Raw genomic sequence first — 21488 nt, 5'->3', positions numbered from 1 at the left:
GCTGTAGGCAGTGTCAAAGGTCAGGGTGCCTGAGCCGGAGAAGGACAGACCGGCGGCCATGGATAGGTTGGACTGGATCAGCGCCTGTGTGCCGGCATTGGTGACGATCACATTGCCGCCGAGGGTCAGGGTGTTTCCATTGCCCGCGAGCGTGTAGCCATCCACACTGAATGTCAAACCGCCGGCGGTGACCGCCTCAGTGAGGGTGACTGTGCCTGCCGTGCCTCCGAAGGAAGCGACGTCGTTGGTGGCATTGGTCCATGCCTGCATGGCAGTGGAGTTGGTCCAGAAAAGAGAGGTCGTATTCCAGTTTCCATTGCCGCCGGTACCGCCACCGAAGGTGCCGTCGGCATCCCAGAAGAGGGTGGCGGCAAGGGAAAGCGAGGGCAAAAACAAAAGCGCGAGAAGAGGTGCACAGATGCGGCTACGCCGTGTGGGGTGAGCGACGGCAGAGAGAGGTTGCATGGCTGAGGGTTGCATGACGCCTCGTTCTTAAGCATTCGCGAGACCATGGGACGCATCGCGCAGACCCTAAATAAGGCGAATCTGACCCTTTTTGTGCACTCTCGTTCAGCAGCCAGAAACTAGCGCCTGCGTCTCATCATCAGCATGGCCAGACTCAATCCCAATAGCATCCAGCGGGAAGGCTCTGGCACGAGGACGATGGCGATGGTACCATTGGTTGTGAAATTGCTGATGTCCCAGGCGTAGCCTGAGCCTGAGATATCGGGAAGGTCGAAGCCGGCGGCTTCGTCCGAGTTCCCGTAAAGCTGGCCGATGTAGTTAAAGCGACTGTCAAATGTAGGCGAAGATGCGAGACCGGACCAGTCGAGGAGATTGTATACTGCTGGCGCGGTGGGGGTAAAAGCCGTGGCTGTGATGGTGAGATTGCCACTGAACAGCAGCGTTGTGGAGCCAGTGCCAACGATATTGAGCAAATCGGAGGTGCCGCTTGGATTTAGCCCGAGAATGATCGTGCTGTCCGACTGAAAATCGATCGTTCCGGAACCTGAAACTGGCTGGAAGGTGAGTGTGCCGTAGTTCCCCTGAGCGGTGCCATCACCCACCTGAATGGTGGAGCCGCTGGCCGCTGTGAAACTGGAGCCTTGAATGACTCCCGTGCCGAGGAGAGTCGCGCCACTTTGCACTGTGACCGCGCCTGTGCCGGTGGTTCCCATGCCTGAGAGGCCGACATGCAGGGAACCTGCCTCGACGAGCGTGGCTCCGGTGTAGGTGTTATATCCCCCCAGGACAAAGGCTCCTGAGCCGGTCTTTGTGAATGCCACAGTGCCTGTGCCGCTGGTGTTGTCCACGATTGAACCGAGTTGCTGGCCCGAGGTGTCTCCTGTGCCCACTGTCAGCGTGGTGGTGGTACCCGTGGCGTTGTTGAAAATCGTGCCGCCAGGCGTGACATTGAGAGCACCCAAGGAGGCGTTGAACCCATTTAGGTCCAGAAAGCTCTGGGCATACATGGTCACCGTGGCTGTCGCAGAGATCTGACTGGCTCCTGCCAGCTTTACTGTGGCGCTGCCGTAGGCGGCACCGACTGTGCCGATGATCAGTTTCGACGATACCGCCACGGCGCCGCCTGTTTTCGCCAGCACGAGCGTGCCGCTGTTTACCGTGAGCCCCGAAGATCCGGAGAGGGTGTTGTCGGTGCTGCCACCGAGAGTCAACGTTCCGGTTCCGGCCTTGACCACAGAGAGGCTTGTGCCGGTCAAAGCACCGTTGAAAGTGGAATCGGGCATCGTTTGACTCAGCGGATTGCCAATGGTGAGAACAGAGTTGGCCGTGGTTGTCACCGTGCCGCTGCCATTAAGTGAACTGATTGTTTGTGAGGTGCCAAGGGACAGGGTGTTACCTGAGGCCATGGACACCTGGGCAAATGTGCCGATCGCGGTGGCGTTGTTTAGGCTCAGTGTGATCGCGCCGCCGGTGCCTGCCAGATTAATTTGAGTGCCATCCACCAGACTGCTGGCCGCTGCGGCAAGTATGACGCTGCTGGCCCCTGCGCCGCTGTTTTGGAAAGTGATGATGCGTGGTGCGATGGCTTGGTCGGTCAAGGCTCCCAGAGTTAGACGTGCGTTTGCGCTGGCGGTGCTTTGCACATCGAAGATGGGATTCCCAGGCGCCAGTGATGGGCCACCGATGGTGATGGTTGTGAGGGTCAGGCCGATCGTGCCACTTGTCACATTGCTGCCAGCTTTGACCGTCAGAGTGTTGCCGCCGATGATGACGGCACCCAGTGTGAGTGTGGTGCTTGCTGCCCCGGCGGTGGCGCGGTCAATGATGATGGTCGAGTCGGCCAAAACATTCACTGCTCCGCCCACTGTGCCGCTGGAGTCAAAGCCCAGGCTCAAAGTTCCACCGTTCATGGCCATGGCGCCGGTGCCTACCACGGCGATGGCTGTTGCGGCCTGCAACCGGAGCGTGCCTTCATCGATCTGATTTGTGCCGCTGCGTGCGCTGGCTGCAACGCTTGTGACAGTCAGCGTGTTGGTGCCAAACTTGGTGAGCAGCGCATTGCCGGTGATGCCGCCCGCGTTGTTGATGAGGATGTCTCCCGTGCCGCCGATTTTGGCGTAAGACCCCTGCACCACGGTGCCCGTGATCGTGCCAAGAGAGGAACTGCTGTTGGTGATGGCGCCGCCACCGTTCAGCCCCATGCCGCTGATGGAGATGAGGTTGCGGTCTGTACTCTGCCCGTTGAGATCCAAGGTGGCGCCGGCGCTGATCGTGACGCCGCTGGTGGTGCCCAGTGCGGTGGAGTTGCCCAGCTTCAGGATGCCTGCGCTGACAACCGTGGCACCGGTGTAGGCGGAAGTTGTGGGAGCCAGTGTCAGGGTGCCCAGACCGTTTTTCGTCAGCGCCAGAGTGCCGGTGCCATTGCTCAAGGTGCCGGTGAAGGTCGTGCTCAGCGGGGTGCTGCTGTTGGCGTTGCCGACGGTCAGCGTGAAGACGCCGCTGGTGGTGACCGTGCCACTTCCTGCCAGAGAGCCGAAGGTCTGCGCGGCGCCGAGGTTGATCACGCTGTTTCCGTTCACCGTCACCTGCGCCAGCGTGCCCAGCACTGTGGCGATGTTGAGGTTCAAAGTGACACCGGCATTCGTGCCACTGTTAAGCTTCACCACCGTACCGTCCACCAGGCTGGCCATGGCTGTCGCAAGGGTGACGTTGCTGTTGGTGGCGGATGTTCCTGTATTCGCGAAGGTGATCGTCTTGGCCACGCCCTGGTCATTCAAGGCACCCAAGGTGAGCGTGGTTATGCCGTTGGTCGATGTGGCGGGGCTTTGTACATCGAATGTGGGGTTGTCGAGCAGCGTGGTGGCTCCGAAGGCAATTCCAGCATTGGTGCTCGCGGTGGTGACATTGCTTCCAGCCTGGATGGTCAGGGTCTGCGCCCCGATGGCGAGAACTCCGAGAGTGTGAGGGAGACCGGCACCGGCGGTGAAGACATCGGAAACAATGGTGGAACTTGCCGTCACAGAGACGGGATGGGCCACCACCGAAGCCGTGCTGCCGAGACTCAAGGTGCCCCCATTGAGGATAATCGCCGCTGCGGAGGTGCCGAGGGCGGAGGTGGAGTTGCTGATGCGCAGGGTGCCAGCGTCAATGCGAGTCGCCCCGGTACGTGTGCTCGCGAGCGCAACGCCGGCATTGTTGCCCACAGTCAGAGTCCCCGGGCCGGTTTTGACCAGGAGGTTGTTTCCAGTCAGTACTCCAGTGGAGGTGATGTTGCCTGTGCCGCCGATGCTGGCACCGATGCCGCCCGTGCCATTGCCCAAGCCGATGGTCAGCGCCCCAATGCTGGCATTCGTGACGCTGTTGTTGATCAGCGCCCCCGCATTGCTGATTCCTGTGCCGTTTAAGGTGGCGGTGTTGATGATGATTTTGCCGTTGAGGTCGAGCACCGCGCCCACCTGCACTGTTGCGGTGGATGAGCTCAGTGCTGCCGCGTTGCCGAGAATCAAAGTGCCGGCATTGATGCTGGTGGCTCCGGTGTAGGCATTGGCAACGGTCAGCGTCAGCGTGCCTGCACCGTTTTTGGTCAATCCCCCCGTGGTGGTGCTGGTGATAGCGACCTGAATGCTCAGACTGTCGCCTGCAGCGTCTGTGCCAATCACCAGATCACCACTGCCGGCCGTGGTCAGGCCGGTGGCGGAGCCTGCGTCTGCGATCACAGCAGCCACGCCGCCGGTGATCAAAATACCACCGGCGCTGTTCGTGCCGTTGTTGATCGTCAGCAGGATGCCGCTGTCGAGGGTCAGGGTGTCACCGCCCGAGAATTTTATGCCTGCATTGACGATGGCCGAACTCGTCTGCGCAAAGGATCCGCTGATCAGGTAGGGATTGAGATTTCCTGCGGTCAGGCTGCTGGTGGCCGTGGTGGTGGTGGCCGCACCGATGACGCCGGAGGTGGATGCGGCGAAATCAGCGCCGTTGAAATAAAGGCGCGCATTGATGATGCCATTCGTGTTGGTAGTGCCGGTGATGCTCACACTGGTGCTGGCGGGTGAGACGATGTTCAGGCCTGAGCCGAGTGCCGGAGTGACGAGGGAGGTGAAGGTCAGGGCATTCGTGCCGGAGGCAGGTGCATCCACTTTCAGAACACCGCTGCCGGAGGTGAGGGTGAGAGCGCCGAATGCCTGCGTGCTGGCGAGGGTGGCGCCGCCGTATTCAAAGGTGCCGCTGCCAGTGTAGGTCAAATCTGGCACGGCGACAGAGCTCCAGCTTCCTGTGGTGCCATCGCCGAGTTTCAAGGTTCCTGCATTGATCGAGATGGCTCCAGTGCTGGTGTTCACGCCGAGAAGGGTCCAGGTGCCTGTGCCGTTCTTGGTCAGTGTTCCTGTGGTGGTGCCGATGATGCTGGAGATGCTGCCATCTCCCGCGCCAGCGAGGATCAAGCCGATGCCCGCGCCTGTGATTGTTCCCGCATTCGTGAGATTAAGCGTGCCGCTGTCTGAGGCGATGGTGACTGCGGAAGTGGCAAGTGTGAGCAGGCCTGTGAAGTTGTTCACTCCGCTGACATTGACGAAGGCACCGGTCTGAATGTGGATGCCGTTGGAGCCTGCAAAGCCTGAGCCGCCGTTGAGGGTCAGCTTTTCCGCCGCCGTGGTGATGCCACCCTCAATTTGCAAGGTGCCGCCGTTGGTGACGGAGGTGGTGCCGGCAGTCGAACCCAGGGCGTTCGCGCTGCGAATGTTCAGGATGCCGGAACTGACGGTGGTGCTGCCGGTGTAGGAATTGTTACCCGCCAGGATCAGGGTGCCAAGTGCGGTCTGGGCGGAATTTCCGGCCACGATGCTGCCGATGTTTGTACCCTGGGTCACATTCCCGCTGATGGTGAGCTGGTCGGTCACACTGGTGATGGCCATGGTGCGGGTGGCCGCCACTCCTGTCCCTGTCAGTTGGAGCGTGCTGCTGCTGCTGATGGTACTGACCCCGAAGAATGTCATCGTTCCGCCTGTCTGATTGATGGTCAGAGTGCCGCTACCTGTAATCGTGGTGCCAAACGAAGAGGAAAGGGTGAGCACAGTCAGATTGAAGCCGTTCAGGTCCAGGGTCGAACCCGCATTCAGTGTCAGTGCCGTTAAAAGTGGAGCGGCCTGGTCACTGGCACCGAGGCGCAGGGTGGCATTGCCCGCAGTGCCGCTGGCAGAATTCCCGATGGTGAGGACGCCGCCGCTGATCGCAATGGCACCGCCGGTTTTCGCCAGGACCAAGGTGCCCGAGCTGACCGTCGTAGCGCCGGTGTAGGTGTTCGAATCGCTCCCATCCAGGGTCAGCGTGCCGAGCCCCAGTTTGGTCAGTGCAAGTGTCCCTGTGCCGTTGGACAGCACGCCGCTGAAATGGGTGTCCGGAAGCGTGTAGCTCAGAGCGTTGCCGACGGTTAAAATGAAAGTGCCGGTGGCGGTGACTGTGCCGCTGCCCGCGAGCGAGCCGAAAGTCTGCGCAGCGCCGAGACTGAGAGTGTTGCCTGAAGCGACGTTCACTTGCGCCAGAGTGCCCAGCGCGCTTGCGACATTCAGATTCAATGTCAGCGCTCCGCCATTGTTCGCGAGATTCACGGCCGTGCCATCGACCAAGCTGGTGGCAGCGACTCCCAGTGTGACCGTGCTGGCCACCGTGCCGCTGTTTTGGAAAGTGATCGTGCTTGGAGAGATGCCCTGATCGGTGAATGCTCCCAAAGTGAGCGTTAGCGCGGCGTTTGCCGAACTCTGTACATCGAAGGTCGGGTTGCCGGGCCGCATGGAGACTCCGCCGATGCTGACCGCGCCCAACGTCAGGCCGATCGTGCCGCTGGTGACGTTTTCGCCCGCTTTCACCGTCAAGGTATTGGTGCCAAGGGTCAGTGTGCTCAGAGTGGTGATCGTGCCGCCTGCACCCGAAGTGGCCCGGTCAGCGATGATGGTGCTGTCATTGAGGAGGTTGACCACATTGGTGAAGGTTGTGGTGGCGTCAAATCCCAGGCTCAGAGTGCCGCCATTGAGCGCGAAAGAACCCGTGCCAACGGGGGCGATGGAGGCGGCCGTCGCCTGCAGCCGCAGGGTGCCGGCGTCGATCTGGGTGGTTCCGGTACGCGCGCTCGTCGTCGTCGAGTCGATCACCGTGAGCGTGCCGCTGCCGGTCTTGGTCAGCAGCACGTTACCGGTGATGCCGGTTGAATTGCTGATGGTGATGTTGCCGGAGCCGCCGATGCTGGTGGAGGTGGCCAGCGCCGTTGTGCCGGTGACAACCGCCGTTGTACCGCTGCTGTTGATGAGAGCGCCAAGGCTGCCGACGCCAGCGCCGTTGATGGAAATGAAGCTGCGGTCAGTGGTCTGGCCGTTGAGATCCACGGTGCCTCCGGCGGTGATGAGGAACCCGCTGGTCGCCCCGCCCGCGGTGGTGCTTGCCAGTTTGAGGGTTCCCGAGCTTACCGTCGTTGAACCTGTGTAGGTGTTGTTGCCGCCGAAGATCAGAGTGCCTGTGCCGATCTTGCTCACAGCACCTGCGCCGGTGAGCGCTGCATTGACCGTGACGGTGCCCGCTCCCCCAAAGGTGATGACGGAGGAATAGGAGATGACGCTGGAGGCCTGGATCGTGAGCGTGGCGGCGGCGTCTGCGGCGATCATGAACATGGCGTTCTGGGAGATGGAGCCGGTGATGAAGTTGTCGCCGCTGAGGCTGCGTATGGCGCCGTTGTTGGCATCGCCAAAACCGCCAATGGCTGCGAGGGCGCGGCTGATGGTGACGCCCCCGGAAAGTGCCAGGGTGGCTCCGTCCACCACGGTGACCGTTCCTGATGTGCCGAGCGCCCCGTTGCTGCGGACCTCTAAAATGCCGCTGGAAATCTGCGTGCCGCCGGTGTGCGCGTTGGTTCCAGTCAGCACGGTGCGTGAACCTGGTGCACCATTGATCACCAGCGAGACAATGCCCGTGCCGTTGTTGGCAAGGTTGGAGTTGATGGTCAGAAGCTCGGTGGTCGAATTGTTGGTGAGGAAGAGCTGCCCGGCGGTGGCAGTCACCGTGCCGCCGGCAGAAAGCGTACTGGTCAAGCCTGCGGTTCCCACCGTCAGGCTGCGCGCGCCATTGACCAGTTGAATCCCTCCCTGTGTGCCCAGGCGCAGTGTCTGACCTGTGCCCAGGGAAATCTGCCGGTCCGTCGTGATGTCGGCCATGGACAGCGTGTTCAGGTAGGTGGTGCCTGCACCCAGTGTCAAAGCACCGGTGGAGCTGCTGTTGATGCCCACATTGGAGGTGGTGGCAAAAGGCGTGGAACTCAGGCTGCTTCCCGTTGTGTAGAAGATGTCACCTGCGTAGCCGTTGCCCAGCAGTCCACCCGCGGGCAGCGCCCAGCTTCGGCTGCCATTGCCACCGGTGTAGGTCAGCCACGGACCGACGAAACCATCCGCCTGTGTCGTGGTGATGGCACCGGAGGTCGGTGCGACAACGGCCAGAGTGGCATTCACATCGGTGTGTGTGAGCGTGCCCAGGCTGAGATTGACCGTCCCCCCCACACCCGAATAAAGCTCCAGGGAGCTGTGAGTGCCGCTGACGATCACATTGGCAAGCCGCTGACTGTCCGTCTGACCGTCCTTGCCCATGAGGCGCAGGACGCTGACGGAATTTCCACCGATGAAGTTCAAATTTCCAGGCGTGGCGAGACCATGGTAGAGAATGTCATCCTGCGGCGAGGTGGCTGCAGTGAAATCAAGAATGGTGACGCCGCCGGAGTAGGTGCTGAGAGCACGGCCCAGAGTAGTGGCGCCGCCATAGGTGTTGGCGGCGGCCAGCGTCAAGGTGCCGTCGCCACGCGTGAAGGCAAAACGGGTGAAGCCGTAATTGTTGCCGCCATCGGTGATCGCTGAGTTGATGAGAATGCCGGTCGTCCCGAATGCTCCGCTGAAGTTGGTGTGCACGCCCGCGTCCGCCGTGAGGGTGATGCCGCCTGACACGATGGTGTTGTTGCCTGTGAAGCGGATGGCTCCGTAGGAGGTGCTGGAGAAGGTCAGGCTGTTGCCATAGCCCGCCAGGTAAAACGACTGGCTGTAGTTGGCGTTGGTGCCTCCCAGCACCACAGAGCCGCCCGCCTCCACCACGATGCCGCTGACATTTTGCACGGTGTTAGGAGCGCCGAGTGTGGCATAAATGCTGCCTGCAATCGTGAGCGTGCCCGTCAAGTCCGGGTTGGTGACCATTCCCAGCGTGATGTACTGGAATGCGGTGCCGCTGCCATATTTCTGAATGCGCAGGTTATTGGCCTTGAGTCGGAGATTGCTGCCGAGCTGGACGAACTGGGAGCCACCGGAGGAGAGGTTTTCCATCTGAATCAGGCCGTTTGTACCGAGGTCGATGATGCGTCCGGCCACGTCCCCCTGCAGCGTGTAGATGTTGTAGCTGGTCGGCGTGGTGGTGAAGCCGCGGAAGTTCAGGGTGGTCAGCTGAATGTCCGTCTGGACAGTGATGGTGATCGGGGCTGAGGAGGTTCCGGTGGTGGTGATCAAGCCGCCACCGATGTCCGCAATGGCCGTGGTGGAGTTCACCCAGGAAGTGTTTGTGGAGCCATCAAGCCAGTTGGTGTTTGAAGTGTTCCAGACACCGCTGCCGTTTTGCAGGCCGCTGGTGGAAGTGTTGGCATCCCATGTCAGTGTCTGGGCGCCGGCGGTGAGAGAAGTCAGCAAAAGTGCTGCGATCCACAGATGGCCGATTCGAAGTGAGCGGCAAACAAAGGTGAGGTATTGCATAAGTGATGCTTATTCAGCACTCCTTCGCTAAGCACCTGCGAGACCACTCCAGCATTCATGCAGACCCCGAATCGCGCAAATGAGACGCTAATTGTGCAAACGATTGTTACAAGCCATCAGGGCACGATGATGGCATGCAGGCATTGGCTTCACCAGGCATGTAAATCAGCATGCCAAGTCACTTGGTCATGGCCGGGCGTGGGCGCGGATAAGGGATTTCGGTACGCTGGTCGGGATGCTTTGCACCCGGTTTCTTATGAGCAGCGGTCGTGACACTGGAGAGAAACTGCAGCCTGCTGCTGCTGGTGCCTGATCCTCGAAGCTCCTCGAGCAGTTCATCAACACCCTCCAGCACGCAGGTGGGCTGGTAGACGTAATTGCGCAGATCTTCGAGGCGTGTGGATCCGGTCAGCACCAGGCAGGCCTGCATGCCAACTTCGATGGCACCCCGGATGTCTGTCTCCATCGTGTCACCTACCATCATCACTTCTTCGGTGTGGCGCTGCAGCAGCCGCCTTGCACGCTGGAACATGTAGGGGTTTGGTTTGCCGAGGAAATAGGCGCGCTGTCCCGTGCTGGCTTCCAGATACGCAGCCAGAGCACCTGCGCCGGGGCGGGTCACTTCCTTTTTCACGGGACACCAGTTGTCTGGATTGGTGGCGACCAGTCGCGCACCTTTTTCGATGAGTTCATGAGCTTTGGAAAGTTTTTCCGTGGATTGCATGCCTTCGCCAACGACCACGTACGTGGGGCGGATGGAATCATTGGGGATGCCTGCCTTTTGCAGCGCCAATGTCAGCCCTGCATCGCCCATGACGAAGGCTGTACAGCAAGGGTGGTTCTCCGCCAGAAACTCGGCGGTGTTCATGGCGGCTGTGTAAAAATGACGTGCTGAGATCCCGTGGATTCCCAGATGGTTGAGTTTGACGACCAGATCTTCGGGCGTGGGTGCAGAGTTGTTGGTGACGAAGAGGAAAGGGGTCGAAGTCTCGATGAGGTGATGAATGAATTCCGCCGCCTTGGGCAGCAGCTGGTTTTCGCGGTAGATCACACCGTCCATGTCGATCAACAGTCCTTTGGTTTGAGGCATCGTTTCAGAGGGGGTAGAGTTTGGCGCAGGCTTCACAGAATTGTCTGCATGCTTCGATGAACTCTTGTTCTAAGCATGCGCGAGGCCACCATTCCGTCCTTGCAGACCCCGAATTGAGCAAAGCAGACGCTGTTTGTGCATTCTGCTTCAGGAAGGCTGCATGATCCTGCTGCGATAGACCAGGGGGACGCAGTGCTGATGCTCTCTGAACTGCCGCTGGAAATGCGCAGGTGATACAAAGCCGCAGTCCATGGCAATCTGGCTGACGGTCAGGTCTGTTTCTGCGAGCAGAAGGCAGGCACGCGCGATGCGCAGCTCATTCACATACTGAGGCACGGTGCGTCCGGTGCTTTTTTTGAACAGACGGCTGAAAGCACTTTTACCAAGGCCGACGATGGCTGCCAGATCGGCCACATAAATAGGTTCTGGAAGATGGGATGCGATGAATTCACACGCCATGCTGATGCGGTCGGATGTGCCGGGTCGTGGCTGCGGCAGGACAGGAGATGAGATTTCCCGCAGTTCCTCTGAGTTTGACAGCAGATCAAGCAACTGCAGCAGCAGGATCACTCGCTTCATGCCATGCACATGGAGCATTTCCTGAACGATGCGCGTGGCGGTCAGCCGGGTGATGCCTGTGACCTCCAGGCCTTGGTCAGCACGTTGAAACAACCGTCGCACGGGTGTCATGGATGAGCGCTGCATCCAGTCCTCATGTCCTGGCAGTTGCGGCATGAACTGCACGACGATGGCCTCCACCTCTGTGAGAGGCGTGCCCGGCGCAGGCTGGTTGCGGTAATCGTGCGGCACATTGGAGCCCAGAAAGACGAGATCTCCAGGCTGGATCGAAGAGATGTTGTTGCCGATGAGTCGTTCAGTGCCGCCTTTCAACACCAAAGTGATCTCACACTCCGGGTGGTAATGCCACACACAGCCAAAATCCTGTCCGCGCACGACCTCGCATACCACCGGTTCGGCGGCTGCAAGCGGGGAGAGCATTTCAACAATGGGTTTCATCTGTTGCTCGTGCTGAGAAAATGCAGGATCCCGTTCCTGCAATGATAGAGGGCGAACGTGTCAAATCGTTCATGAAAACAGATACGAATCAAAGCTGCGTACAGAAGTTCATTTCTTGGATGAAGGATGAAAGGCAGAGTCGATTTTAGGCGCAAAAGAAGTTTCACAGTGCGGAGGTGAATAAACCTTCAGGCGAGGCATCAGGCTATGTGCATGGCTATGCAGCATGCGTGCCACCTGTTGTCGCTATGCCTGTCATCTGCACAGATGTGTGTTCATCTGCGACATTCGTATCACTCCAGCTTTACCGGCCCCACACCTGCAAGCCCGTCACTGGCAGCAGCGCATCGGCGGCGGCACGCCATGCCGGAGTTCCGGCTTTTTGAAAGAGTTCGTAGATGAGCTTCTTGCTGTGCGGATTTGCGACAGAGTTTGGTGCATTGCGCCATAAACCAAGCCTCAGGCCACCCTCGTGAGCATGATCTACATGACGGTGGTAAATAAAGGCGTCGATGGTGGGCTGGGTTTGAATCTTCTCCCATGCATATGCGTAGGCGGCGGCCTGAAGCTTTTCTCCCTCGGGCGTGAGAAGTGTGTGGAAACCCTGCTCGCTGAGGATAATGCGGCGTGGCTTTCCATGGAAGAGAAGTTCAGGGCGCTCCAGATGTTTTGGCAGCACCTCGAGGTTTTTGAAAGTGACCTTGTTGGTGTTGTCATCGTGCGTGACGGTTTTATCCGCCCAGGCGCGTGGATTGCCGAGGTCCTCAGGGTAGGGATGCCAGGCGACATTCCAGTCGAAGTCGCCGCGCTCACGCACGAGTCTCGCGAAGGTGTCGAGAAAGTCGCGGCCCGGGGTGGCTTCCTGCGGGCTCACATTGTGCATGCTGCTGCGCCAATGATGATCTGAGGAGAGATAGGTGCGGGCGTTCTGAGAGTGTCTGCGAATGGCTTGGTGCATGATGCGGAAGGCCTTTTCATATTCGCTGGCGGCGGTTTCGAGCGGCACGAGGCCCATGTTGTTCCAGAGGAAGTGAGAATTGACCTCGTTGCCGATGATCCAGCCCCAGACGCGTCCGTGGCCGGAATGCGCTCCGCTCCAGCGTTCTGCGAGCAGGTCCATGACGGCGTTCAGAAACCCGCTCGTCGTGTTCACGGCTCCGACGCTGAACTTGTAATCTTTGCGATGTCCCGGATGCAGCACGACGGCGTCGATGGCCGGGTTTTTCGAGGGATAGGCAATGATGATGAGATACACGAGCACGCCCTTGTCTGAGAGCGGCTTGATCTGGCGGTCCAGAGAAGCGAGATAATTTTGATTAAAAATAAACTCGCCGGTTTCAGGTTTCGATTTGGGATCAAACAGGCCGGTGAGGTTCACATTGATGCCCGCGTGGTGAATGCCAATCGCCAGCGCATCATCCACCATCTGCACCTGCAGGCCCTTTTGATTCGGCGGCGTGGGAAACGGATCGCTGTTTTGAGCAAAGGCGATTTGCGTGTGGAGGAGGCCGAGAAGAAGATGACGCATGAGTGATGAGACAACCACCGCAGCGAATGAGCAACTGCAAGCTGCCTGTGAACGCTGCGGCAAACCCGAAGCGGGGAAGTTTGGTGACGAGTTTATCTGCGACGAGTGCTACGCCGCCTGTGGGTCGTGCTGCGCAGGGGAAGAGGGGTAAGGACGGTTCTTTTCCTTTTCCGGTGCGAGCGGGCCAGCCCCGGGACATAATATTCAGGATCAGCATGGTGCCTGACACCACATGGTCCTGGGTCAAGGGCTCAGCAGCGTGAACCCATCACGCAATAGTAATGAACAACGCAGGGAGTGAGGCCACGCGGGGAAGGGGGAGATGAACACCCAGCCACAAGGCCCCCATCCAACCAGTATGATCACAACAATGCACAACATGCGTTGAGACGTGGTTCATTCCATTCGTAGGTTTCCGCATGTCTCTCACCTCCTTCTTCCAGCCTCGCAGCATTGCTCTTGTCGGAGCCACGGAGCGTGACGGCAGTGTGGGCCGTGCGATCTGGGAAAATCTGCGCGGCTTTTCAGGCCCGGTGTTTCCGGTGAACACCAGACGTGCGGAGGTGTGCGGCGTGAAGGCTTATCCGAATATTGCGGCCCTGCCTGAGGTGCCTGAGATGGTGATCATTGTGACACCTGCAAGCACGGTGCCGCAGCTGGTGGAGGAGGCTGGGATGGCGGGCGTGAAGGCGGGGATTGTTATCTCTGCAGGGTTCAAGGAAACGGGGCCAGAAGGTGCAAAGCTGGAAGCGGAGGTTCTGGCGGCGGCGAAGCGGCATGGTATGCGCTTGATCGGGCCGAACTGCCTCGGTTTGATGAATCCTCACGCAGGCCTGAATGCGACGTTTGCCAGCAGTGTGGCACAGCCGGGAAGGGTGGCCTTCTTGAGCCAGAGCGGGGCGCTATGCACGGCTATTCTGGACTGGAGCCATGACCAGCATGTGGGATTCAGCGCGTTTGTTTCCACTGGTGCGATGGCCGATGTGGGTTGGGGGGATCTGATCCGGCACTTCGGGGAGGATCCCAACACGAGCAGCATTGTGATTTACATGGAGTCCGTGGGGCATGATGCGGCGGCATTTCTGGCGGCGGCGCGGGCCGTCGCGGCGCAAAAGCCCATCGTGGTGATCAAGGTCGGCCGCACGGCAGAAGCCTCGCGTGCAGCCGCTTCACATACCGGTGCTTTGACGGGCAGCGATGCGGTGCTGGACGCTGCACTGCGACAAAGCGGTGTGCTGCGCGTGGATACGATCGAGGAACTGTTCGACATGGCCGAGGTGCTGGCCAAGCAGCCGCTGCCCACGGGGCGGAGGCTCGCGATCGTGACCAATGCGGGTGGTCCCGCTGCGCTGGCGACGGATGCGCTGGTGCTTGGTCATGGGGAGCTGGCGGAGCTTTCGGCGAAGACAATGACGGAATTGAACGCGCTGCTGCCCGCACACTGGAGCCATCACAATCCAGTCGATGTCTTGGGCGATGCGGACGCGGCTCGGTTTGCAGAAGCATTGCGGATCGTTGCCGGCGACGCAGCTGTGGACGGCGTGCTGGCCATCTTGACTCCGCAGGCCATGACTCATCCCACGAACATCGCGCAGGAGGTCGCGCGGATCGCAGGCCAGATCAACAAGCCGCTGCTGGCGAGCTGGATGGGGGCGCAGAGTGTCCAAGAGGGACGCGGCATTCTCAATTTGGCCGGGGTGCCGACATATGACTACCCCGATGAAGCTGCGCTGGCATTTGTGCGCATGCGTGAGCATCGGCTGCGCCTGATCTGGCTGAGCGAAACGCTGAGTGCCCATGCCGATGATGATGACAGTGAAGCTTTGCCTTTGGTGGGTGAGATGATTGACGCAGTATTGAAGAGCGGGCGCACTTTGATGACGGAACAGGAAGCCAAGCAACTGCTGCAGGTGGCCGGAATTCCCATCGTGGAGACACGCGCGGCCTACGATGAAGCTGCGGCTGTCGCTGCGGCAGAGGCACTTGGGTATCCTGTGGTGGTCAAGCTGCTTTCCTCCACCATCACGCATAAGAGCGACTGTGGTGGCGTGCAGCTCAATCTGCTCAATGCCGCCGCAGTGCAGCAGGCGTGGCGGTTGATCTGTGACAACGTCACGCACCTGCATGGCCTGTCTGCTTTTGAAGGGGTGACGGTGCAGCGAATGGTCACACAGAAGGGCATTGAATTGATCCTCGGGGCGAGCGCAGACGCGCAGTTCGGTCCGGTGTTGCTGATTGGTGCGGGCGGAACTTTGGTGGAAGTGCTGCAGGATCACGCGCTGGCACTGCCCCCGCTGAATCATGCGCTGGCACGGCGCTGGGTGGAGCAAACGCGAATCGCCAAAGTGCTGCATGGCGTGCGCGGCCAGCCGGCGGTGGACCTGGCTGCGCTGGATGACACGCTGGTGAAATTTGCCCGGCTGGTGCAGCACGAGCGGCGCATCGTTGAACTGGACATCAATCCGCTGCTGTCGACCCCGGAGGGCATCATCGCGCTGGATGCACGAGTGGTGGTGCGGGCCTGAATGGTGATAGGCGTGATGCAAGGGGGCATGCCTCACGTAATGATATTTGCTCAACTAAATGTGGCGGCAGCCGCCTGTTTAAACTGAGAGCGGCGGAAAGTTGGCAGATTCGTTGGTTGCTTGTATTTACGTTTGCTGCGTGAGATCAGCGGCGTCCAGAAGGACGCTGGAAACGAATTGTTTGAGCATGAATCCATTTTTTAAACACCCTCTTTTCGTGCTGGCGCTGCTGCTCGCGAGTTGCGGGCGCACTCCTTCGGGGCCTCCCCCTGCAGCACCGGGACCACCCGGACCCATGGAAGTGGGCGTGATCACCATTGTGACGACGCCGGTGACGCTGACGCAGGATCTGCCAGGGCGCATCTCTGCTTTTCGTGTGGCCGAGGTGCGGGCGCGAGTCAGTGGCATCGTCCTGAAGCGTCTCTTCAAGGAGGGCAGCGATGTGAGGGAAGGGCAGGTGCTCTATGAAATCGATCCGGCGCAGTATGAGGCTTCTTACGAAAGTGCGTTGGGTACGCTGGCCCGTGCCGAAGCGGGTCTGAACTCCGCGCAGTTGAAACTGAACCGCATGAAGTCGTTGATCGACTCCCATGCCGTGAGCAAGCAGGACTATGATGAGGCCTCAGGCAGCCAGCGCGTTAATCAGGCGGAAGTGCTGCTAGGCCAGGCGGCGGTGAAGACGGCGAAAATCAATCTCGATTACACCAAGGTGACGTCCCCGATCACCGGACGCATCGGTCTCTCGCAGGTCACGGAGGGGGCTTATGTGCGGACAGATCAGGCGACGTTGCTCTCCACGGTGCAACAGATCGACCGGGTCTATGTGGATGTGAACCAGCCCAGCAGTGACCTGTTGCGCCTGAAGGCGGCCCTCGCGAGCGGCAGGCTCAAGGCGGATGCCTCGGGTCAGCCGCGCGTGAAACTGGTGTACGAAAACGGCGAGATCTATCCCGAGGAAGGCACTCTGGAAGTTTCTGACGTGACAGTGAATACGCTGACCAATTCCGTTACCGTGCGGGCTGTGTTTCCAAACCCGCGCGGTGATCTTCTGCCAGGCATGTTTGTACGCGCCCGATTGGAAGAAGGCACCACGCCGGATGCCATCCTCGTGCCGCAGCTGGCTGTCACTCGCAATTCGAAGGGCGAACCGACCGCGATGGTGATCGGAGCGGAGAGCAAGGTCGAGCTGCGCGTTCTGGAGACTCCGCGTGCTGTCGGCAATCAATGGCTGGTCACCTCCGGGCTCAAGCCGGGCGATCAGCTCATCATCAACAATCTTCAGAAGATCCGCCCCGGTGCGCCGGTCAAAGTCGCTGCGGATGCTCCTGCTCCAACCCCTGGCGCCGCCAAGTAATCCACGATGTCACGCTTCTTCATTGACCGGCCTGTTTTCGCGTGGGTCATCGCCATCATCATCATGCTGGCGGGGGCGCTCTCCATCGAGAGTCTGCCCATCGCCCAGTATCCGAGCATCGCGCCGCCCACCATCGCGATCATCGCGACGTATCCTGGCGCTTCGGCCAAGACGCTGGAAGATACGGTGACGCAGGTCATTGAGCAGAAGCTCAATGGCATTGACCACCTGCGCTACATTGAATCAGCCAGTACTTCGGACGGTACCGCGACTATCACCGTCACGTTTGATGGTGAAGCCAATGCTGACACCGCGCAGGTGCAGGTGCAGAACAAGGTCGCGCTCGCCATTCCATCGCTGCCGCTGGAAGTGCAGCAGCAGGGCGTCCAGGTGAACAAATCGGTGCGCAACTTCCTCATCGTCGTGGGTCTCATCTCCACGGACGGCAGCATGTCCAACACCGACCTCGCCGACTACAATGCCAGTGTGATGAAGGATCCCATCAGCCGTCTGCAGGGCGTGGGTGAGATCCAGGCTTTCGGCACGCAGTATGCCATGCGCATCTGGCTGAATCCCGACCAGCTGACCAAGTATCAGCTTTCCACGAATGACGTCATCGCTGCCGTGCGTGCGCAAAATGCGCAGATTTCTGCCGGTGCGCTGGGGGCGCTGCCCGCGGCGGAAGGCCAGCTTCTAAATGCCACGGTCATGGCGCAGAGCCGCCTGCAGACGCCGGAGCAGTTTGGCGCCATCTTGCTGCGCGTCAGTCAGGATGGTTCGCGTGTCTTCCTGCGGGATGTTGCGCGGACAGAGCTGGGCAGTGAATCCTACAACGTCATGGCGCGCTACAATGGCATGCCTGCCAGCGGCATGGCCATCCGGCCTGCGCTGGGTGCCAATGCTCTGGAAACCGTGAACATCGTGAAGAAGAAGGTGGAGGAGCTCTCGCAGTTCTTCCCACCGGGCGTGAAGGCCATCTATCCCTACGACACCACGCAGTTTGTGCGCATCTCCGTGGAGGAGGTGGTAAAGACGCTGATTGAGGCTGTCATTCTCGTCTTCGTGGTGATGTTTGTTTTCCTGCAAAGCTGGCGCGCCACGCTGATCCCCACCATCGCCGTGCCTGTCGTGCTGCTCGGTACCTTTGGTGTCATGTCAGCGGCCGGGTACTCTATCAATACACTGACGCTGTTTGGTCTGGTGCTGGCCATCGGCCTGCTGGTGGATGACGCCATTGTCGTGGTCGAAAACGTCGAGCGTGTGATGCAGGAGGAGGGGCTCTCGCCGAAGGAGGCCACGCGAAAATCCATGGATCAGATCAGCGGTGCACTCGTTGGCATCGGACTGGTACTCTCAGCGGCCTTTGTTCCTATGGCCTTCTTCACGGGGTCCAGCGGTGTCATCTACCGGCAGTTCTCTCTTATCATCGTCAGTTCGGTGACGCTCTCCGTATTGGTCGCGCTGATTCTCACACCGGCACTTTGCGCCACCTTGCTGAAGCCGGTGGCCAAGGACCATGGCATCAACAAACGCGGCCCCTTCGGCTGGTTTAACCGCGCCTTCGAGCGCACGGCGGATCATTACACGAACGCGGTTGCCGTGTTCCTGCGGCACTATGTGCTCGCGCTCATCCCTTATATCGCCATCGGCGTGGCGGTCGTTTTTCTCTTCGAGCGCGCGCCCACCGGCTTCCTGCCGGATGAAGATACTGGTGTGCTCTTTGCCATGGCCCAGCTTCCGCCCGGTTCCACACGGGACCAGTCGGATCAAGTGCTGAAGAAAATGGAGAAGCATTTCTTCGAGGAGGAAAAGGACGTCGTCGAAGGCGGCTTCGGCGTGCTGGGCTTCAGCTTCAGCGGCAATGCGCAGAACCAGGTGCTCATGTTCGTCAAACTCAAGCCCTGGGGGGAGCGCAAACTGCCGGCGCAGAAAGTGAAGGCCATCCAGATGCGCGCCTTGGGCAAGTTTGGGCAGATCAAGGAAGCTCTCGCCTTCGCTTTCGCGCCACCCGCAGTCTTGGAACTCGGCACCGCGACAGGCTTTGACATGCGCTTGGTCGATCTCGGCGGACTCGGGCATGAGGCACTCATGGATGCCCAAGGTCAGCTTCTCGGCATGGCCGCGAAAAATCCCTTCCTCGCCTCAGTGCGCCCCAATGGACTTGCGGACACCGCTGCTTATCAGATCGAAATCGACCAGGAAAAAGCCAGCGCGCTGGGTCTCTCTCTGGCAGACATCAATGCCTCCCTCAGCACCATCCTTGGTTCCACCTACATCAATGATTTCATCGACAAGAACCGCGTGAAACGCGTGATGATGCAGGGGGACGCACCGTTCCGCATGCTGCCGGAGGACATCAACCGCTGGTATGTGCGCAATGCCCAGGGCGGCATGGTTCCGTTCTCCGCCTTCTCCAGCGCCTCCTGGAAAATGGGCTCGCCGAAGCTTGAGCGCTTCAATGGCTCGCCGTCGCTTTCCATCCTTGGTGAGCCGTCTCCGGGGCACAGTTCCGGCGAGGCCATTCACGAGATTATTCAGATGGCGAAGTCACTGCCGCCAGGCATTGGCGTTGCCTGGGCGGGGCTGTCGTATGAAGAGCAGATGTCGGGCTCCAAGGCCTCATCGGTTTACATCATCGCTTTGCTCATGGTCTTTCTTTGCCTTGCCGCGCTCTATGAGAGCTGGGCCATTCCGTTCTCGGTGATGATGGACATGCCGCTCGGTGCGCTGGGGGTTGTCGCCGCCACGCAGTGGCGCGGCATGCCCAATGACATCTATTTTCAAATTGGCCTCATTACCATCATCGGCCTCTCGGCCAAGAACGCGATTCTTGTCGTGGAATTTGCCAAGGAACACTTTGATCGTGGAGCCACGCTCATCGATGCCGCGCTGCATGCTGTTCGCCAGCGTCTGCGTCCCATTTTGATGACGTCCATCGCCTTCGGTCTGGGGGTGCTGCCACTGGCGATCAACACCGGCGCGGGTTCTGGCAGTCAGAATGCGATTGGCACAGGGATTGTCGGTGGTGCGGTGACGACCACGTTGCTGGGGCTGTTCTTCGTGCCGTTGTACTTTGTGGTTATTCTGCGGCTGTTCCGGGTGAAGCCGCTCAATGCGCCTGAAGGGCATAAGGCTGAGGCAAAGTAGTCCTGAGGGCGCCTCCATTTGGACTGCGGTCGCGAAGTGAGGAACGAACGCAGCTACCGCTTTCGACGTGCCGCATGGTAAGCAAATACCCAAGGAATTCCAAAGGCGGGAGCCAGCAGCCTTTTGCAAGCCGGCGAGTACACGAATGCCTCGAGACGCTCGAAAGCGGCAGCTACGCAGCAGCACTCCAAAAACGCTCCGCCTGGCAGCAGTCTATTTGGACTGTGATTACGCTGCGAGTGACTCACGCTTTGATGACGCCCTTCAGCACCTTCATCTGTGATGCTGCGCGCTCCTCGACAAAGGCCATCGCTTTTTTGACCTTGGCCTGGGCGGCGGAGTAGTCTTTGTGGATGCTCATGAGGATCTCGAACATTTTCGTGGCCGGAGTGGCGTCGAATTCAGGGGCCCATTCTTCGAGGCCGATGTCCTTGAACATCCAGCACTTCGGCGAGTGGAACTCGGAGAAGGTGTGCATCATCGGCGTGCCGTTGGCCAGGGCCATGATGGGCGTGTGCGGCTCATGGCAGATGACGGTGTGGGCGCGGGCGTAGAAGGAGCAGGCTTCGTCCACGTTCCAGAACTCGTCGAAATTGACCACGTAGGGCTTCAGGTCGTCCGGCAGGGTGTCGTAGATGAACTTCTTGTTGTACTCCATCTCCTTGTTCACCTCCGGGGCGATGACCACCTTGAACCCCGTCTCCTTCACCCACATCGCGATGAGGTCCTGATAGACTTTCGCGCGGCGGGTGTCATCGGCGATGTTCTCGGGCGTGGGATGCAGTGGGTTGAGCTTCTGCGGCCGTTTGTCATCCACGCCGGGGCTGCTGGGGGAATGCGTGCGGAGTTGGATGGTGATGAACTTCTTTTCCTCCAGGCCGTGCTTCTTCATCCGTGCCAGCGCCTTTTCGTCATCACGCACATCAATACCAAAGCAGCCATCGGGTCCGAATTCCAGCACGGGTGGCTTTACGCCCGCGTCCTGCAGCAGTTTCAGCGTCTTGGAATCGCGGCAGTAGATGTAAGCGGCACTATTCAACAGCGCGATGCGCTTCTCCGCATCCTTCCCCGTCACCATGTCCGGGAAGTAGGACTGCCCTTGCAGGCCCCAGGGCTTGCCCATCTTCTGGCAGTAGATCATGGAATCCGTGCTCTGCCCCATGCCGGGTCCGCGCAGGAAAAAGTCGCAGCGTTTCACCGCCTCCTGCACCGCACCGCCTTCTTTGGTAAGCGAGCCCTTCACGATCTCCAGCTTAGGAAACCGCTTCATCAGCATCGCATCCACCGCCTCATTCGTGTTCATCGCCCACAGGATGACCTTCGCCTCCGGCAGATACTGCTCAATGAAGCGCAGTGTGCCGGGAGTGTGGCCGATGTCGCCGATGTTCTTCGTGGCCCAGCCGCATTGAAGGAGGACGTTTTTTTGAGGGGTGGCGGTCTGCGCGAATGCAGACAGGGCGGAGGAACTGAGGTGGACCCCGTTCTTCGGCCAGGATTGCGTGAAGTTAAGCTATGATGCTCACGGCTGGGAGTGGTGATGGTTCGTGTCTCTGGGATCGCTTAGCAAGGGTTTTGCTCCGCATTTTGAGCTGTGCTCCAC

8 protein-coding genes and 1 pseudogene are annotated in these 21488 nt (G+C 59.7%); 3 read left to right on the top strand and 6 right to left on the bottom strand.

Annotation, left to right across the window (positions count from 1 at the left end):
- From WAW39_RS28680 to WAW39_RS28660, 5 genes and pseudogenes are all read right to left on the bottom strand, one after another.
- Positions 1-465, bottom strand: a pseudogene (locus WAW39_RS28680) (hypothetical protein); the annotation flags it as partial.
- Positions 466-584: 119 nt separating this feature from the next.
- Positions 585-9227 (bottom strand): autotransporter-associated beta strand repeat-containing protein, encoded by an 8643-nt coding sequence (locus tag WAW39_RS28675; protein WP_422322917.1) that lies wholly within the window; start codon positions 9225-9227, stop codon positions 585-587.
- 178 nt (positions 9228-9405) lie between these two features.
- A complete protein-coding gene (locus tag WAW39_RS28670) occupies positions 9406-10317 on the bottom strand; it encodes an HAD-IIA family hydrolase (RefSeq protein WP_422322915.1) in 912 nt (303 codons plus the stop codon).
- 147 nt (positions 10318-10464) lie between these two features.
- Positions 10465-11334: a helix-turn-helix domain-containing protein gene (locus WAW39_RS28665; RefSeq protein WP_422322913.1), complete on the bottom strand. Its 870-nt coding sequence runs from the start codon at positions 11332-11334 to the stop codon at positions 10465-10467.
- Between the two features lie 304 nt (positions 11335-11638).
- Entirely contained in the window at positions 11639-12862 is a 1224-nt protein-coding gene (locus WAW39_RS28660; protein ID WP_422322911.1) for a DUF5722 domain-containing protein, read from the bottom strand.
- Positions 12863-13281: 419 nt separating this feature from the next.
- On the opposite strand from WAW39_RS28660, the gene WAW39_RS28655 reads away from it, so the two are divergent.
- The 3 genes from WAW39_RS28655 to WAW39_RS28645 all read left to right on the top strand — a co-directional run bounded on the left by WAW39_RS28655 (position 13282) and on the right by WAW39_RS28645 (position 19888).
- The gene (locus tag WAW39_RS28655; protein WP_422322909.1) at positions 13282-15387 is read left to right on the top strand and encodes an acetate--CoA ligase family protein; all 2106 of its coding nucleotides are present in this window, start codon (positions 13282-13284) and stop codon (positions 15385-15387) included.
- A gap of 187 nt (positions 15388-15574) precedes the next feature.
- The gene (locus WAW39_RS28650) at positions 15575-16741 is read left to right on the top strand and encodes an efflux RND transporter periplasmic adaptor subunit (RefSeq protein WP_422322907.1); all 1167 of its coding nucleotides are present in this window, start codon (positions 15575-15577) and stop codon (positions 16739-16741) included.
- Between the two features lie 6 nt (positions 16742-16747).
- Positions 16748-19888 (top strand): efflux RND transporter permease subunit, encoded by a 3141-nt coding sequence (locus WAW39_RS28645; protein WP_422322905.1) that lies wholly within the window; start codon positions 16748-16750, stop codon positions 19886-19888.
- Between the two features lie 244 nt (positions 19889-20132).
- On the opposite strand, the gene WAW39_RS28640 is transcribed toward WAW39_RS28645, so the two are convergent.
- Complete coding sequence (locus tag WAW39_RS28640) at positions 20133-21263, bottom strand: polysaccharide pyruvyl transferase family protein (RefSeq protein WP_422322919.1); 1131 nt, start codon at positions 21261-21263, stop codon at positions 20133-20135.
- Positions 21264-21488 lie beyond the last annotated feature (225 nt).

Source organism: Prosthecobacter sp., from assembly GCF_049294395.1.
Taxonomy (GTDB): domain Bacteria; phylum Verrucomicrobiota; class Verrucomicrobiia; order Verrucomicrobiales; family Verrucomicrobiaceae; genus Prosthecobacter.
The sequence above is the reverse complement of the archived record's forward strand: the minus strand, read 5'-3'. Positions and strand labels throughout refer to the sequence as shown.